The sequence below is a fragment of the Streptomyces sp. NPDC104226 genome (genome assembly GCF_055584085.1).
The window spans coordinates 188326-203371 of sequence record NZ_JBVJMS010000012.1; the positions used below are offsets into that span (position 1 = coordinate 188326).

A 15046-nucleotide genomic window follows, 5' to 3' on the forward strand; every position below is an offset into this window, starting at 1 on the left:
CGGCTGCTGGGTGGGGGTGGGCGGCGTCCTGCTGGCACCGTACTGAAGGCGGAAGCCGCGCCCCGCCCACCCCGGCGGCAGCCGGCCACCCACCCGGTCCTCCGCCCCGCCACCCCTGCCTTCGGAATTCCCGGGAGTACCCCCATGCGCAAATGGCTGCCGTTGACGGCGGTGTGTCTCGGAGCCTTCATGCTCCTGGTCGACGTCACGATCGTGACCGTCGCCCTGCCCGACATGGCCGCCGACATGAACACGGGGTTCTCCGGACTCCAGTGGGTGATGGACATCTACGCCCTCGCCCTGGCCGCCCTGCTGCTCGGCGCGGGATCGCTCGCCGACCGGATCGGCCGGCGCCGCGTCTACCTCGGCGGGCTCGGACTCTTCGCCGCCGCCTCGCTCGCCTGCGGCCTGGCCCAGGGCCCGGCCGCGCTCATCGCCTTCCGCGCCGTCCAGGGCATCGGCGGCGCCGCGATGTTCGCCACCACCATGGCCCTGCTCAGCTCCGCCTACCAGGGCCGCGACCGGGGCGTCGCCTTCGGCGTCTGGGGCGCGGTCAACGGAGCCGCCGCCGCGGCCGGTCCGATCATCGGCGGGCTGCTCACCGAGCAGTTCGGCTGGCGCTGGATCTTCTTCATCAACCTCCCGGTCTGCGCCCTCGCCGTGTACGTCACCCTCAAGGCCGTCACCGAGTCCCGCGACCCGCACGCCAAGGGCCTGGACCTGCCCGGCATGGCCACCTTCACCGCCGGCGCCGGGGCGGTCACCTACGCCCTGATCCGGGTCGGCGAGAACGGCTGGACCTCCGCGACCACCCTGGCCCTGTTCGCCCTCGGCGCCGCGGCCTTCGCGGCCTTCGTCCTGGTCGAACTGCGCAGCTCCCGCCCGATGCTGGACCTCTCGCTCTTCCGCAGCCCGACCTTCGTGGCGGTCATGACCTCCGCGCTGCTGATGTCCGGCGCCGCCTTCGGGTACCTGATGTACGTCTCCCTGTGGCTCCAGAGCGCCGAAGGCATGGGCCCGGTCGCCGCCGGTGCGGCGATGCTCCCCATGAGCCTGGCCGCCTTCGTGGTCGCCGCCGTGGCCGGCAAGCTGATGCACGGTGCCCCGGCCCGGCTCACCATCGGCGGCGGGCTGTTCCTGATCGGTGCGGGCGCCCTGCTCCAGGGCTGGATGCTGGACGCCGGGGACGGCTGGACGGCGCTGTTCGCCGGACTGGCGGTCACGGGCGTGGGCGTCGGCCTGATCTCCCCGGCCCTCGCGGCCGCCGCGATGGGGGCCGTGCCCCCGGCCCGTGCGGGCATGGCGGGCGGCGCCCTCAACACCGCGCGCCAGCTGGGCATGGCCCTGGGCATCGCGGTGCTCGGTGCGGTCTTCCACTCGGGCCTGGAGGACGGGCTGGCCGGCTCCGGCCAGCCGGACGGGGCGGCCGACGCCCTGGCCGGCGGCGGGGCGGGACAGCTGCTGCACGCGGCCCCGGCGGCCCGGCAGTGGGTGGAGGCGGCCTTCGCGAGCGGGCTGCGGGACACCTTCTGGGTCTCGGGGGCGATGGGTCTGGCGGGGGCGCTGATCCTGGTCGTGCTGGTCCGCAGGCCGGCCGCCGCGGCGGCGGCTCCCACGGCGGCTCCGGCCGCCGCCGGGGCTCCCGCGGCCGCCGGGGCTCCTGTTCCGGTGCCGGGTCAGGCCTCGGGCGCGGGGGAGCGGGCGGCCGGAAACGCCGCCGTCTGAGTGGCCCGTACGCCCTGGATCCGGGCCCGGATCCAGGGCGTACACGTGTCCGGTTCCGAAGGGGCCCGTGAGGGTGAACCTTCGAACGCACTACCGTGCCGAACCGTTTCCCCGCCTGTGCCCGCTCCTACGCTGCCCGCGGATGCCCACCGCACCAGGCATCCGAGGAACCCGAGGAACACGAGGAACGGACTCCCCCCATGCGTCTTCGCACCACCGCCACCGCACTCCTAGGCGCCCTCGCGCTGGTCCTGCCGACCGCCGGGCTGTCGCACGCCAACGACCACGACGACCGCGAGAACCTCGGCACGCTGTACTACCGGTACAGCAACAACGGCGACACGCGGCACGGCCGGATCGAGCCCGCCGACAACGACACCTGCTACCAGCTGACGAACGCTTCCCGGAACCACCCGGCCTTCCAGGTGCGCAACGACACGGAATCGCTGGCGCTGCTGTTCGAGGACCGCTCCTGCGGCGGCCAGGCCGTGGAGACGCTGGAGCCGGGCGAGCGGGCGAACGACCTCGAGGTCCGCTCCGTGTACTTCAAGCCGACCGACGACCACCACCACGGCCGCCACGACGGCCGCCACGACGACGGCCGCGGCGACTGGCGCGACGACGACGGCCGCGGCGACTGGCGCGACGACGAGGACCGCAGCATCGGCGGGCGCACCGCCGCCGTACCGGCCGACGGGACCTCGGCCGTCCTCGACTCGGTCTTCCGCTCCATCGGCTGACCCCGCGCACGCGCGAAGGGCCCGGCTCCCCCAGGGGGAGCCGGGCCCTTCACCTGCCTCGGGGCCTCAGCGGACGGCGAGCCCCTCCGCGCCCGCCGCGAGCCAGTGCACCACGTCCGCGGCCGTGTACGGCTCGGCGTTCGGGGCGAGCTGCGGGAGGAACGACAGGTCCTTGCCGATCGTCACCAGCGGAGGCTCCACCCGGCCGTGCGGCCGGCGCTGGGCCAGCCCGATCGTGGCCAGCAGGCCGTTGCACAGGCACTGGCGGCCCTTGGTGTCGGACGCCTCGCCGCCCTTGCGGACGTACGCGGCGACCGGCTCGGCCGCGCACCGGTAGACCACCCCGCGCGGACCGCGTACCGGAGTGCGCAGGAACCCGAGGTCGCAGACCCGGCGCCGGGCCTCGGCGACCTCCGGCTCGGAGACCGTCCCCGGCAGGTCCGCCACCTTGAACGGGAACGAGGTCGGGGAGGCCTCGGGGTCGTTGCGGACCGAGAGGGTGCCCGTGTGGGCCCGGTCCAGCAGCTCCTCGCGCAGGTGGCGGGCCATCCCCGACTCCTCGCACAGGGCGAACGCGCTGCCGACCTGGACCCCGGCCGCGCCCTCGGCGAGCGCTCCGGCCACGGCCTCGGGGCTGGCCTGGCCGCCCGCGAGCCAGAACGGCAGCCCGAGCGCCGCCATCTTGGCGAGGTCGGGGCTGTCGCGCGGGCCGTAGACCGGCTCGCCGTCCGCGTCGAGCTTCATCGGCCCGCGCGGCGGGGCGCTGTGCCCGCCGGCCTTGCTGGTCTCGATCACGAAGCCGTCGGGGCGGGTGACCTCGTCCCGGGCCAGGTAGGTGGCCAGCACCGGGAGGGACACGATGGCCAGCACGTGGGGGCGGCGCAGCGGGCCGGGCAGGTGCCCGGCGAGCAGGGCCGCGGGGTCGAAGAGGTGCTCCAGGGGCTCGTCCCCGTGCGGCCCCGCCTCCACGTGGATCTGGGTCACGCAGCGTTCGTAGCGCGCCAGCCGCGAGGCGAGGGCAGGGATCTGACCGGGGACTCCCGCGCCCACGAGCACGTAGTCGACGCCTGCCAGGATCGCGCCGAACATTGCGGGGGCTGTGGCGAGCTGGATCTTCTCCAGGTAGTTGATGCCGACGACACCGTCATGTCCCTCCTTGGCGAGCCAGACCTCGACGAAGTTGCCGAGGACGGTGAGGATCTCGGCCTGCGACCCGCCCGTCGCCCGCAGCCGCGGGGTGGTGCGCATCGCCGCGCCGTCCGCGAGGCCGTCCTCGCGGAAGTAGAGGTCGAGGGCGGACTGGGCGAGCTCCGGCAGCGGGAAGGCCGCCAGTGCCCGGCGGGCGTGGCCGCCGGGGTCGCCGGTCTGCAGCACGCGGGCCAGTACGACGTCCAGCGCCGTGCCGGAGACCACGCCCAGCTGACCCTCGCCGGAGACCGCCTTGGCCAGCCTCCAGCCGGAGACTCCGACGCCCATGCCGCCCTGGATGAGCCAGGGGTGCTGCGCGGCGGGGGCGTTCGTGGGGGGCTGCGGCATGGGTCACGTCCTCGGAATCACCCGAACCTACGGTTCCGTAGGTTCGCTGGTTCCACTATGACCCTGGGGCGGCGAGCCGGAAGGCGCCGAAGGTCCCGCCCCTCAGGGGCGCTGGACCCGGTCCGGCGGGGCGAATGGAACAGGGCCGCCCGGGGAGGTCTTCTCCCGGGCGGCCCCGTGATCTAGCGGTTCAGCTCTGGTTCACCTGCGGCCCCGGTGGGGGTCAGAAGGTGAGCTTCCAGCTGTCGATCTTGCCGGTGTCAGCGCTGGCCAGGTCGGCGACCCGGAGCTTCCAGGTGCCGGCCGCCACCTCGGAGGAGGCGTTGACCGTGAACTGCTGGACGATGTTGTCCGCGCTGCCGCCGGTGCGGTTGCGCAGGTTGTAGACGGAGCCGTCGGGGGCGACCAGGTCGACCCGCAGGTCACCGACGTAGGTGTGGACGATGTTGACGTCGACCTTGAGCGCCGCCGAGGCGTTGCCCGTGCGGTTGACGGCGATCGGGGACTCCACCGTGGAGTTGTCGGCGATCGCGTAGTCGGTCGTGTTCTCGAAGACCGTCTGCTGCGAGGTGCCGACCGTCCAGACGAAGGACGCCGTACCGGTCTTGCTCGCGGAGTCCGTCACCGTGACCGTCACGTTGTACGTGCCGGCGGTGGAGGCGGTCCCGGAGATCAGGCCGGTGGAGGAGTTGATCGACAGCCCGGTCGGCAGACCGGAGGCCGCGTAGCTCAGGGCGCCGGCGTTGGTGCTGGTGGCCTGGACCTGGAGGCTGACGGCGCTGCCCGTGATGGTGTTCTGGTTACCGGGGTTGGTGACCGTGACACCGCTGACGACGCGGGGACCGACCGCGATGGCCGCCCAGGCGTTGGCCGCGTTGTTGTACGTGGCCGAACCGGCGCCGTACAGGTCGGCAGCCGCCTGCAGGGTGGCCGTACGGGCCGCCGCGTAGTTGGTGTTCGTCTTGAACAGACCGGTGGTCAGCGCGCGGAACCAGATCTTGGACGCGGCGTCACGGCCGATCGCGGTGACCGGCAGGCCGTCGGAGGTCGGCGAGTCGTAGCTCACGCCGTTGACGACCTTGGCGCCCGAGCCCTCGGAGGCCAGGTAGTACCAGTGGTTGGCCGGGCCCGAGGAGTAGTGGACGTCGATGTTGCCGAGGCCCGAGTACCACGCGTCCTTGGAGCTGCCGTCCTTGCTCGGCTTGTCCATGTAGCGCAGCGGGGTGCCGTTGCCGTTGATGTTGATCTTCTCGCCGACCAGGTAGTCGCCGACGTCCTGGGCGTTGTTGGCGTTGAACTCGACGGCCGCCGCGAAGATGTCGGAGGTCGCCTCGTTCAGGCCGCCGGACTCACCCGAGTAGGTCATGTTGCCGGTGACCGAGGTCAGACCGTGGGTCATCTCGTGCGCGGCCACGTCGATCGAGGTCAGCGGCTTGGTGTTGCCCTGGCCGTCGCCGTAGGTCATGCAGAAGCAGGAGTCGCTCCAGAACGCGTTGACGTACGCGTTGCCGTAGTGGACCCGGCTGTACGGGGCCACGCCGTCGTTGCGCAGGCCGTTGCGGCCGTGCACGTTCTTGTAGTAGTCCCACGTCAGCTGGGCGCCGTAGTGCGCGTCGGCGCCGGCGGTCTCCCGGTTGGAGGGGAGGCCGTTGCCCCAGGTGTCGTCCGGACCCGAGAAGAGGGTGCCGGTGCCGCTGCCCGTGCCGCCGTTGAGGTCGTAGGTCTTGTGGCTGCCGCGCCCGGCGTCGGTCAGCGTGTAGTTGCTGCCCGACTGCGAGGTGCCCAGCGTGACCTGGCCGGTGTACATCGTGTTGCCGACACCGGTCTCGATGCCCTGCCACTCGAAGATCTTCACGCCGGTCTTGGCGTTGGTCACCACGTGCAGCTCGCTCGGGGTGCCGTCGTGCTGGACGCCGCCCACGACGGTCTCGTAGGCGAGGACCGGGGCGCCGTCGGCGGCCCAGATCACCTTGCGGGCACCCTTGGACGCCTTGGTGTCCTTGGATCCCTCGGCGTTGGCGGCGGCGACCGCCTGGCCCTCCGCCGCGGCGGTGGTGATGGTGGCGGTGGTGTCCGCGACCTTGATCTCGTGGTTGGTGGCCTTGGTGACGCTCTTGGTGACCCCGCCCTTGGCGTGGACGGTCAGGTCGCCGCCGAGCACGGGTATGCCGTCGTAGGTGCGCTCGTACGTGGTGTGCGTGGTGCCGTCGACGTCCTTGACCACGTCGCGGACGACGAGCTTCTCCGCGCCGCCGAGGCCGAGGCCCTTGGCCGCCTGCGCGCTGGTGGAGTTGGCCTCGGCCAGGAGCGTCGCACGCTCCGAAGCGCTGAGTTTGAGGTTGGCCGCGCCCGGGTTGGCCTGGGCGACCGCGCCGGCCTTCGACGCGGTGGCGTCGGCGGTGGCGGTTCCTGTCTGGATGCCTACGGCGAGGAGAGCGGCCGCGGCAACGAGCGCGCCGGCCGTGGTGGCACGCCGCTGGGGGGTGGGACTCAACGCAGACTCCTTCTGCAAGGGGGGTTCCGGATGGCTGGGTGGGCCTCCGGGCAGATCGGGCTGGTGCGAAGAACGGTCGAAGAGTGCCACTTGGGCGTCAGGATGTCAGGGCCGCGTCAAAATGTTGGCCGGAAATCGTTCGTTGTCCGAAGAGACGTATCCGGTATCCGGAACATTCACTTTGAGGTGAGAAGGGCGCGTGTCCCGTGGTCGGAATGCGGACGGCCGGCCGCTAACGCTTGGGCAACAAGATGCCCGGTTCCCCGAAACGGCATTTACCGTGGTGGCGTTTGTCGTACTGTTTCCCGGTGCGCCTGACGTCCACGGTTTGGGGAAGCCGCGTACTCGCGCCACCGTCATAGACCACGTGCCAGGGGGGCCTCATGAGGCATGTCCATCTACCTGTGCAAAGAGTGGCAGGCTCGGCCAGGGTGTCGGCCATGCCGGCCAGGGGCCTGCGCGACAAGGCCCGTTGGTACCTGCCCGCCGCGGTGGCCGCGGACCTGATCGGCGCGGGAGTCCCCGTCGGTCTGGTCTTCGAGGCCGCCCAGCAGGCACGGCCGCTCTTCTGCGCCGTCGGCACGGCCCTCGCCTGGACCGGCGTGCAGCTGATGCGCCGGCGCTACGCGGGCCGTGCGCTCGGCGAATCCCGGGGAGTCCTGCCGGTCCTGCACGACTGGCTGATTCTGATCGGCGTGCTCGCCGTGGCCCGCGTGGTCACCGGTGAGAACACCCCCCGGCTGTCCGCCCTCGCCGCCCTCGTACCCGCCCTGCTCGTCACCATCGCCTGCCACAAGCTGACCTACCGCCACCTCTCCGCGGCCCGGCGCGAGGCCCAGGCCGTGAGCCGGGTCCTGGTCGTCGGCGAGCCCGACGCCGCCGAGTCCGTCATCGGGCACCTCGCCGCGCGCACCGACCACCCCTACGTGGTGGTCGGCGTGGTCCCGGTGGGTCCCGGCGGGCTGGACAGCGGGGTGCCCGTGGCCGCGCGCCTCGGCTCCGCGATGGCGCAGTCCCCGAACGGGGACTCCGGCGCCGTGCTCGACGCCGTCGCCGCGCACCGCGCCGACCTGGTGCTCGTCGCACCGGGCGCCCGGCTCGCGGGGGAGCGGCTGCGGCGGATCTCCTGGGCCCTGCACGACGCCGGCCTCGAACTGGCGGTCTTCCCCGGGCTCGTGGAGGTCTCCGTCAAGCGGCTGGAGACCCTGTCCGCGGGCGGTCTGGCCATACTGCGGGTGACGCCGCCGGTGAGCCGCGGCATGCAGCCCCTGCTGAAGTCCGTACTGGACCGGGCGGGCGCGGCGCTCGGACTGGTCCTGCTGTCGCCGGCCTTCCTCGCCATGGTCCTGGCGATCCGCTTCGGTTCGCGCGGGCCGGCCTTCTACCGGCAGCGGCGCATAGGCCGCGACGGGGTGCCCTTCGTCATGTGGAAGTTCCGCACGATGGTCGTGGACGCCGACGCGCGCAAGGCCGAGCTGTCCGGGGCGAACGAGAACGACGGCCTGATGTTCAAGATGCGCCGCGACCCCCGGGTGACCCGCGTGGGCCGGCTGCTGCGCCGTACGTCCATGGACGAACTGCCCCAGCTGATCAACGTGGTGGCGGGCAACATGTCCCTGGTCGGCCCGCGCCCGCCGCTGCCGGAAGAGGTGGCCGAGTACGACGAGGTCGAACTGCGCCGGCTCGCGGTGCGGCCCGGGATGACCGGGCTGTGGCAGATCAGCGGGCGGTCCGACCTCTCGTGGGACGAGACGATCCAGCTCGACCTGCAGTACGTGGACAACTGGTCGTTCACCAGTGACGTCGACGTGATGGGCCGCACGCTCCGCGCCGTGGTCGACGGTCGCGGAGCGTACTGAGGCACCGGGGATCGCGCCTTGGGGGCCCTGGGGGCAGCTCCGCCCGCTGCCCCCGAGGCGCTCCTGCTGCTCTAGCTGCCGCTCCGCCCGTCGCTCTGCCCGTCGCTCTGCTCGCGCCACCAGGCGTACGTGGCGGCGATGCCCTCGCGCAGCGGGACCGCGGGCTTCCAGCCGAGCCCCTGCAGCCGGGTCACGTCCAGCAGCTTGCGGGGCGTCCCGTCGGGCTTCGAGGTGTCCCAGGCGAGCCTGCCCTGGAAGCCGGTCACCTCGGCGACGGTCTCCGCGAGGGCCTTGATGGTCAGGTCCTCGCCGCAGCCGATGTTCACCGGCTCGGCGCCGTCGTACTCGCGCAGCAGCACGGCGCACGCCGCGGCCAGGTCGTCCACGTGCAGGAACTCCCGGCGGGGCGTCCCCGATCCCCACAGCGTGACCTCCTCGCGCCCCTCCGCGGCGGCTTCGTGGAAGCGCCGGATGAGGGCGGGCAGGACGTGCGAGGACTCCAGGTCGAAGTTGTCGCCCGGTCCGTAGAGGTTCGTGGGCATGGCCGAGATGTACGAGGCCCCGTACTGCTTGCGGTACGACTGGACCTGGACGATGCCGGCGATCTTCGCCAGGGCGTACGCCTCGTTCGTCGGCTCCAGCGGGCCGGTCAGCAGGGCGTCCTCGCTGATGGGCTGCGGGGCCAGCTTGGGGTAGATGCAGGAGGAGCCGAGGAACAGCAGCCGGCCGACGTCCGCCGCGTGCGCTCCGGCGACGACGCTCAGCTGGATCTTGAGGTTGTCCTCCAGGAACTGCACCGGGAACGTGCTGTTGGCCATGATCCCGCCGACCTTGGCGGCGGCCAGGACGACGGCGTCGGGCCGGGCGTCGCGCAGGTACGCCGCGGTCGCGGCGGCATCGCGCAGGTCGAGGTCGGCGCGGCCGCGGGTGAGCACCTCGTACCCGTCGGCGGTGAGCCGGCGGACGACCGCGGACCCGACGAGGCCGCGGTGGCCGGCGACGAAGACGCGGGCGTTCGGGCGCAGGAACGGCGAACTTGTCATACCGCCGATGATGCCAGTCCGCTGTCCGCGGCCGTACGGGGGAGCCCCCTGCCCGCCGGGCGGCCGGACACCCGGGGGCCGCGTCCCGGACCGCCCTCCCGGCACGGCCGGCGACCGCCTTCCGCGGGCCCGGACCGCCACCCGGGCGAGCGCGCCGGGCCGGGCGCGGAGGCCCCGACCCGCAGGCGGATTTCGGGCGGTAGGGCCGACTCCGGTACATACCGACGTGCACGGGGGCGAGGGGGCCCGATCCGGCGGAGGCCGCTCCGGATGGACCGTGTACGGTACCCATCTGGTACCCGTCGCCAGCCCCCTGGAGACGGGCCTCCACCCCACCCGGGCCCGCACGCGGGGGCGCGTACGCGGACCCCGGCGGCCGGTTCCGAGCCGCAGACCAGACCGCGCCCCGACCCGTACCTCCGGGGCGCAGCCCCGACCCGCACCGCAACGATCCCCAGGGGGACCCTATGGGCAAGACCGCGCTGATCACCGGCGTCACCGGGCAGGACGGCTCGTACCTCGCAGAGCTGCTGCTCTCCAAGGGCTACACGGTGCACGGGCTCGTGCGGCGGTCCTCCAGCTTCAACACGGAGCGGATCGACCACATCTACCAGGACCCGCAGACGGCGAATCGTTCCTTCGTCCTGCATCACGCCGACCTCTCCGACGGCGTCGCCCTGGTGAACCTGCTCCGCGAGATACGTCCCGACGAGGTCTACAACCTCGGCGCCCAGTCGCACGTCCGCGTCTCCTTCGACGCCCCGCTCTACACCGGCGACGTGACCGGCCTCGGCGCCCTGCGCCTGCTGGAGGCGATCCGGGCCAGCGGCGTGGACACCCGCATCTACCAGGCCTCCTCCTCGGAGATGTTCGGCGCCACCCCGCCCCCGCAGAACGAGGCCACCCCGTTCCACCCGCGCAGCCCGTACGGCGCCGCGAAGGTGTTCGCGTACTGGACGACGGTGAACTACCGCGAGGCGTACGGAATGTTCGCCGTCAACGGGATCCTCTTCAACCACGAGTCCCCGCGCCGCGGCGAGACCTTCGTGACCCGGAAGATCACCCGCGCGGTCGCCCGGATCAAGGCGGGCCTCCAGGAGAAGCTCTACCTCGGCAACCTCGACGCCGTCCGCGACTGGGGCTACGCCCCCGAGTACGTGGACGCCATGTGGCGGATGCTCCAGCAGGACGAGCCCACCGACTACGTCGTGGCCACCGGGGTCGCCGCCACCGTCCGCGAGTTCGTCGAGGCCTCCTTCACGCACGCCGGTCTCGACTGGAACGACCACGTGCGCTACGACCCCAAGTACGAGCGCCCCAGCGAGGTCGACGCGCTCATCGGCGACGCCTCCAAGGCCCACGACCTGCTCGGCTGGAAGCCGACGGTCCTGGTGGCCGAGCTGGCCAGGATCATGGTGGATTCCGACATCCGGCAGGTCGAGGACCAACTGGCGGGGGCCAGCGTCCGCATCGACCGCTGAGGCCTTATATTTCGCCTACGATTTGCCCTGTCCCGGTCATGTACGCAGCAAACGGCGTGCGCGACCGGGGCAAATCCGCCGTATGTCCGTAGTGCTCCATCCGCGACCGGACCCGTTGATTCCAAGTTGGTATGCAATGGGTCAAGCGTGGTGACCAGGCCCTTCGCTGAGCCCTAGTCTGCGCCAAGTACATATGGCTGTTCCGAAAGATGCCGAACCAGCCATTCAAGCCGGGCAATTGCCCTGGGGGGCTCATGCGTAGATCCAGAGGGCTGACTGCTGCCCTCGCCCTGTCACTGGCCGGCGCCGGCACCGCGATAGGCCTGGTGCTGATACCCGAGGCGTCGGCCATCACGCAGCCGGTGGCCTTCACCGCCGACAACCTGCCGACGTGGCAGCCCAACGGCATCGTCTGGGCGATGGCCGAGGCCAACGGCACCGTGTTCGCCGGTGGCACCTTCTCCGCGGTCCGCCCGCCCACCGGCGGCGCCGGTGCGGAGCAGGAAGCCGTGAACTTCGTCGCGCTCGACGCGGCGACCGGTGCCCCCACCTCCTGCAAGCTCTCCTTCACCATCGGTGACGGCAGCGCGACCGTGCGCGCCCTCACCGTCTCGAAGGACAAGAAGACCCTGTACGCGGGCGGCTACTTCGCCGCCGTCAACGGAACCCCGGTCAGCAGCGTCGCCGCCATCGACATCGCGACCTGCACCCCCAAGGCCTCGTTCCGCCCGAAGTTCCCCGCCACCGTGCGCGCGCTGGTCGCCTCCGACAGCACCCTGTACGCGGCAGGAGACTTCAGCACCGTCGAGGGCTCGGCCCGCCAGCGGTTCGCCGCGGTCGACGCCACCTCCGGTGCGCTCAAGCCCTTCGTCGCCAATGCCGACGAGCCCGGCCGCGCGCTCCACCTCAGCAACGACGGCAAGAACATCCTGCTGGGCGGTGACTTCTTCACCGTCAACGGATCCCAGAGCCACGCGCTCGCCGTCGTGAACGCCACCACCGGAGCCGTCACCAAGACGTACGGCACCATCCCCTCGATGTCGGTCATCAAGTCCATCACCGCCGACTCCACGGGCTACTACACCGGCGCCGAGGGCACCGGCGGCTTCGACGGCCGCGTCGCCCTCGCCACCGACTTCAACGAGAAGTGGCGCGACCAGTGCCTGGGCGCGACCCAGTTCGTGCTGCCGTACGACGGAGTCCTCTACAGCTCCTCGCACGCGCACAACTGCACCTCCGAGGGCGAGTTCCCGGACGGCAAGCGCCACTTCCTGCTGGCGCAGAACACCGACTGGGCCGCCGGCCAGGCCCCCGCGCCCGTGGGCGGCTTCGTGCGCAGCCCGGGCAAGCTCGGCTGGCACCCCACCGCCAACGACGGCCTCGGCGAGGGCATCGGCCCGCGCGTGATGGCCATCGCGGAGCAGGGGGCCACCAAGTACATGTGGGTCGGCGGTGAGTTCACCCTCATCAACGGCAAGGCCCAGCAGGCCCTGACCCGCTTCGCCTCCACCGGCGACGTCGGCGCCCCGACCACCCCGGTCGCCAGCGTCTCCAGCGTCAAGCCCGGCGAGGTCCAGGTCCGCTGGCGCACCAGCTACGACGCGGACGACAGCAAGCTGACCTACCGCATCTACCGCAACGGCTCCGCGACCCCGATCGCCACCGTCAGCGCGAACTCCCTGGAGTGGCTGCGCCAGCAGGCCTCCTGGACGGACGCCACGGCCAAGGCCGGCGCGTCCTACAGCTACCGGGTCACCGCCACCGACGCCGCGGGCAACACCAGCGCCCTGTCGGCCGCCGTCTCGGTCTCGGTCCCGACCACGGTCAGCGCGTACCCCAACCAGGTCCGCGAGGACGGCGCCAACCTGTACTGGCGCTACGACGACGTCGTCAGCCCGTACGTGGCCGACTCCTCGGTCTCCGGCAACACCAGCGGCATCCAGCTCAACGCCCCGGCGCTGCGCCAGACCCCGGGTGCGATCACCGGAGCCAGCACGGCCATGGGCTTCAACGGCACCAGCCAGCAGGTGTACAGCGACCACCGCCAGACCGTCGGCAGCAGCTACACGCTGGAGACCTGGTTCAAGACGAACAGCACGCGCGGCGGCAAGCTGCTCGGGTTCGGCACCAACCAGGACCGCAACAGCAACCTGTACGACAAGCACGTCTACATGACCAACACCGGCCGGATCTTCTTCGGGGTCAACCCGGGCTCGACGAAGACCGTCTCCACCGGCCTGCTGGACACGTACAACGACAACAAGTGGCACCACGTCGTCGCCACCCAGGGTCCCTCCGGCATGGCGCTGTACGTCGACGGCAAGCTCAAGGACACCCTGAACGTCACCGGCTCCCAGGCCATCGAGGGCTACTGGCACGTCGGCGGCGACAACCTCGCCGCCTGGCCCTCCCGGCCGACCAGCAACTTCTTCGCCGGCCAGATCGACGAGACGGCCGTCTACCCGAAGGTGCTGACCGAGGCCCAGGTCAAGAACCACTACAACCTGGCCAAGGCCGCCACGGACACGGTCTCCAAGATCACCGCGACCGAGGACACCTACATCAACCAGGGTGCCCCCAGCACCGCCTACGGCACGTCCACCTCGCTGGCCGTCCGCGGCACCTCGGCCTACGAGACGTACCTGCGCTTCGACATCCCGGCCGCCCCGGCCGGCACGGTGCTGAAGTCCGCGTCCCTCCAGGTCAAGACCACGACCGTGGCGAGTGCCGGCACCACCGACACCGTCTCGGTGGTCCCGGTCACCGGTACGTGGAGCGGTGCGGGCACGACCTTCAACAGCAAGCCCACCCTGGGCACCACCCCGCTCGGCTCCTTCGCGGGAGTGCCGGACGGCTCGGCGGTCCAGAGCACTCCGCTGGACACCGCCGCCCTCTCCGCGGTGCTGGGCAGCAGCTACAGCCTGGGCCTGACGAGCACGGGTACCAACCCGCTGTGGATCTGGTCCTCGGAGTCCACGGCCGTGGACGCCAAGCCGCAGCTGACCCTCACCTTCGGCGCGAAGTAACCGCTTGACGGAGTGCGGGGCCCGGCCGCTTCGACGGCCGGGCCCCGCACTCCCTCTCCACACGTACGGGAGCCACCTCATGTACCGACGCTCCGCAGCGGCCGCTGTGCTGCTCGCCGCCGCCCTGACGCTGACGGCCTGCAGTTCGGGCGGAGACGGCAAGGCCGAAGCCACGGCCGCCTCGCCCAAGCCGCCGGCCGCCTCGTCGGCCCCCGACCCGGCCGACGCCACGGGCGCCCCGGCACCGGCCTCCCCCGACGCGAAGCCGACGGGTCCCGTCCTGCCGGACGCGAAGCTCGTCCCGAAGACGGGCAGCTTCACCGCGCCGCAGAAGCAGTACCTGAGCGGCAGGGTCCCCGAGCAGATGGACCCGGCGGCCGTCCTGCAGAGCGGCCAGGAGGCCTGCCAGCGGGTGGAGCGCACGGCGAAGCGGGACAAGGACGCGGCGGTCGGCGCCCTCGTCGCCGGGGAGATCCCGGGCGCGAAGGACGCGATCACCTACCTCTGCCCGGAGCAGAAGCCCGTCCTCGACGCGTCGGCGAAGGGCTTCCCGGACGGTACGAAGGAATCCCCGGCGGCGGGCACGTACCGCGCGCTGACCCAGAGCACGACGTGCACCTGGGAGGCCAAGGGCAAGGACGGCGCCGCCCTCGCCTCGGGCCCGGAGGCTCCGCTGAAGCCGGGCGACAAGATCACCGCCAAGGTCCCGGCAGGCACGGCCCAGTTCGTCTCGAACGGCTGCTACGCCTGGATCCCGGCCTGACCCAGGCCCGCCCCGAACGCCCCCGCCGCCCGAACCTCCCGGGCGCCGGGGGCGTTTCCGTTCCCGCATCCGGGGCATCCGCGCCTCCAGACGGCGGGGCTGCACCCCGTCCACGACGCTGGAGGCGAATGCGATGAGGGGCATCAGCGGCTGCATAGGCCTGATCGTGGTGGGGGCCATCCTCACCTTCGCGAGCGACTGGCAGCTGCAGAGCGTCAACCTCGACCTGGTCGGGGTCATCATGATGGTCGCGGGCGCCATCGGCCTCGCGGTCTACGCGAGCGTCCTCAAGCGCCGCCGCGTGGGCGCCGTCCCGGTGGTGGACGAAACCCGCCGCGGCCTCTGACCCGACCGGCCCCGGCCCCCGGACCGCCGCGGA

10 protein-coding genes are annotated in these 15046 nt (G+C 72.0%); 7 read left to right on the top strand and 3 right to left on the bottom strand.

What is annotated here, in order from left to right:
* The first annotated feature begins 144 nt into the window (after positions 1-144).
* Together ACZ60J_RS32950 and ACZ60J_RS32955 are read left to right on the top strand one after the other, a co-directional pair.
* The gene (locus tag ACZ60J_RS32950) at positions 145-1725 is read left to right on the top strand and encodes an MFS transporter (protein WP_469687536.1); all 1581 of its coding nucleotides are present in this window, start codon (positions 145-147) and stop codon (positions 1723-1725) included.
* 200 nt (positions 1726-1925) lie between these two features.
* On the top strand, positions 1926-2465 hold the full coding sequence (locus tag ACZ60J_RS32955) for a hypothetical protein (RefSeq protein WP_469687538.1): 540 nt from the start codon (positions 1926-1928) through the stop codon (positions 2463-2465).
* 66 nt (positions 2466-2531) lie between these two features.
* On the opposite strand, the gene ACZ60J_RS32960 is transcribed toward ACZ60J_RS32955, so the two are convergent.
* Positions 2532-4001: a nitronate monooxygenase gene (locus ACZ60J_RS32960; RefSeq protein WP_469687540.1), complete on the bottom strand. Its 1470-nt coding sequence runs from the start codon at positions 3999-4001 to the stop codon at positions 2532-2534.
* A 223-nt stretch (positions 4002-4224) separates the two neighbouring features.
* A complete protein-coding gene (locus ACZ60J_RS32965; protein WP_469687542.1) occupies positions 4225-6495 on the bottom strand; it encodes a M4 family metallopeptidase in 2271 nt (756 codons plus the stop codon).
* Positions 6496-6878: 383 nt separating this feature from the next.
* Here ACZ60J_RS32965 and ACZ60J_RS32970 point away from each other — a divergent pair, with 383 nt between their 5' ends.
* Positions 6879-8354: a sugar transferase gene (locus ACZ60J_RS32970; RefSeq protein ID WP_469687544.1), complete on the top strand. Its 1476-nt coding sequence runs from the start codon at positions 6879-6881 to the stop codon at positions 8352-8354.
* Positions 8355-8425: 71 nt separating this feature from the next.
* Here ACZ60J_RS32970 and ACZ60J_RS32975 read toward each other — a convergent pair whose 3' ends face one another.
* Positions 8426-9397, bottom strand: a complete 972-nt coding sequence (locus tag ACZ60J_RS32975; protein WP_469687546.1) for a GDP-L-fucose synthase family protein — start codon at positions 9395-9397, stop codon at positions 8426-8428.
* A 467-nt stretch (positions 9398-9864) separates the two neighbouring features.
* Between ACZ60J_RS32975 and gmd the strand changes: the two genes are divergently transcribed.
* The 4 genes from gmd (at position 9865) to ACZ60J_RS32995 (ending at position 15013) form a co-directional block, all read left to right on the top strand.
* A complete protein-coding gene (gene gmd, locus ACZ60J_RS32980) occupies positions 9865-10878 on the top strand; it encodes a GDP-mannose 4,6-dehydratase (RefSeq protein ID WP_469687548.1) in 1014 nt (337 codons plus the stop codon).
* A 254-nt stretch (positions 10879-11132) separates the two neighbouring features.
* Positions 11133-13904, top strand: a complete 2772-nt coding sequence (locus tag ACZ60J_RS32985) for a CBM96 family carbohydrate-binding protein (protein WP_469687550.1) — start codon at positions 11133-11135, stop codon at positions 13902-13904.
* A 79-nt stretch (positions 13905-13983) separates the two neighbouring features.
* Positions 13984-14667 (top strand): hypothetical protein, encoded by a 684-nt coding sequence (locus ACZ60J_RS32990; protein WP_469687552.1) that lies wholly within the window; start codon positions 13984-13986, stop codon positions 14665-14667.
* Between the two features lie 133 nt (positions 14668-14800).
* Positions 14801-15013: a hypothetical protein gene (locus tag ACZ60J_RS32995; protein ID WP_469687554.1), complete on the top strand. Its 213-nt coding sequence runs from the start codon at positions 14801-14803 to the stop codon at positions 15011-15013.
* Positions 15014-15046: the final 33 nt, after the last annotated feature.

Bases quoted from the DNA above. Each gene is read 5' to 3' on its own strand.
- ACZ60J_RS32950 (WP_469687536.1), top strand. From the start codon at position 145: ATGCGCAAATGGCTGCCGTTGACGGCGGTGTGTCTCGGAGCCTTCATG.
- ACZ60J_RS32955 (WP_469687538.1), top strand. From the start codon at position 1,926: ATGCGTCTTCGCACCACCGCCACCGCACTCCTAGGCGCCCTCGCGCTG.
- ACZ60J_RS32960 (WP_469687540.1), bottom strand. From the start codon at position 4,001: ATGCCGCAGCCCCCCACGAACGCCCCCGCCGCGCAGCACCCCTGGCTC.
- ACZ60J_RS32970 (WP_469687544.1), top strand. From the start codon at position 6,879: ATGAGGCATGTCCATCTACCTGTGCAAAGAGTGGCAGGCTCGGCCAGG.
- ACZ60J_RS32975 (WP_469687546.1), bottom strand. From the start codon at position 9,397: ATGACAAGTTCGCCGTTCCTGCGCCCGAACGCCCGCGTCTTCGTCGCC.
- gmd (WP_469687548.1), top strand. From the start codon at position 9,865: ATGGGCAAGACCGCGCTGATCACCGGCGTCACCGGGCAGGACGGCTCG.
- ACZ60J_RS32985 (WP_469687550.1), top strand. From the start codon at position 11,133: ATGCGTAGATCCAGAGGGCTGACTGCTGCCCTCGCCCTGTCACTGGCC.
- ACZ60J_RS32990 (WP_469687552.1), top strand. From the start codon at position 13,984: ATGTACCGACGCTCCGCAGCGGCCGCTGTGCTGCTCGCCGCCGCCCTG.
- ACZ60J_RS32995 (WP_469687554.1), top strand. From the start codon at position 14,801: ATGAGGGGCATCAGCGGCTGCATAGGCCTGATCGTGGTGGGGGCCATC.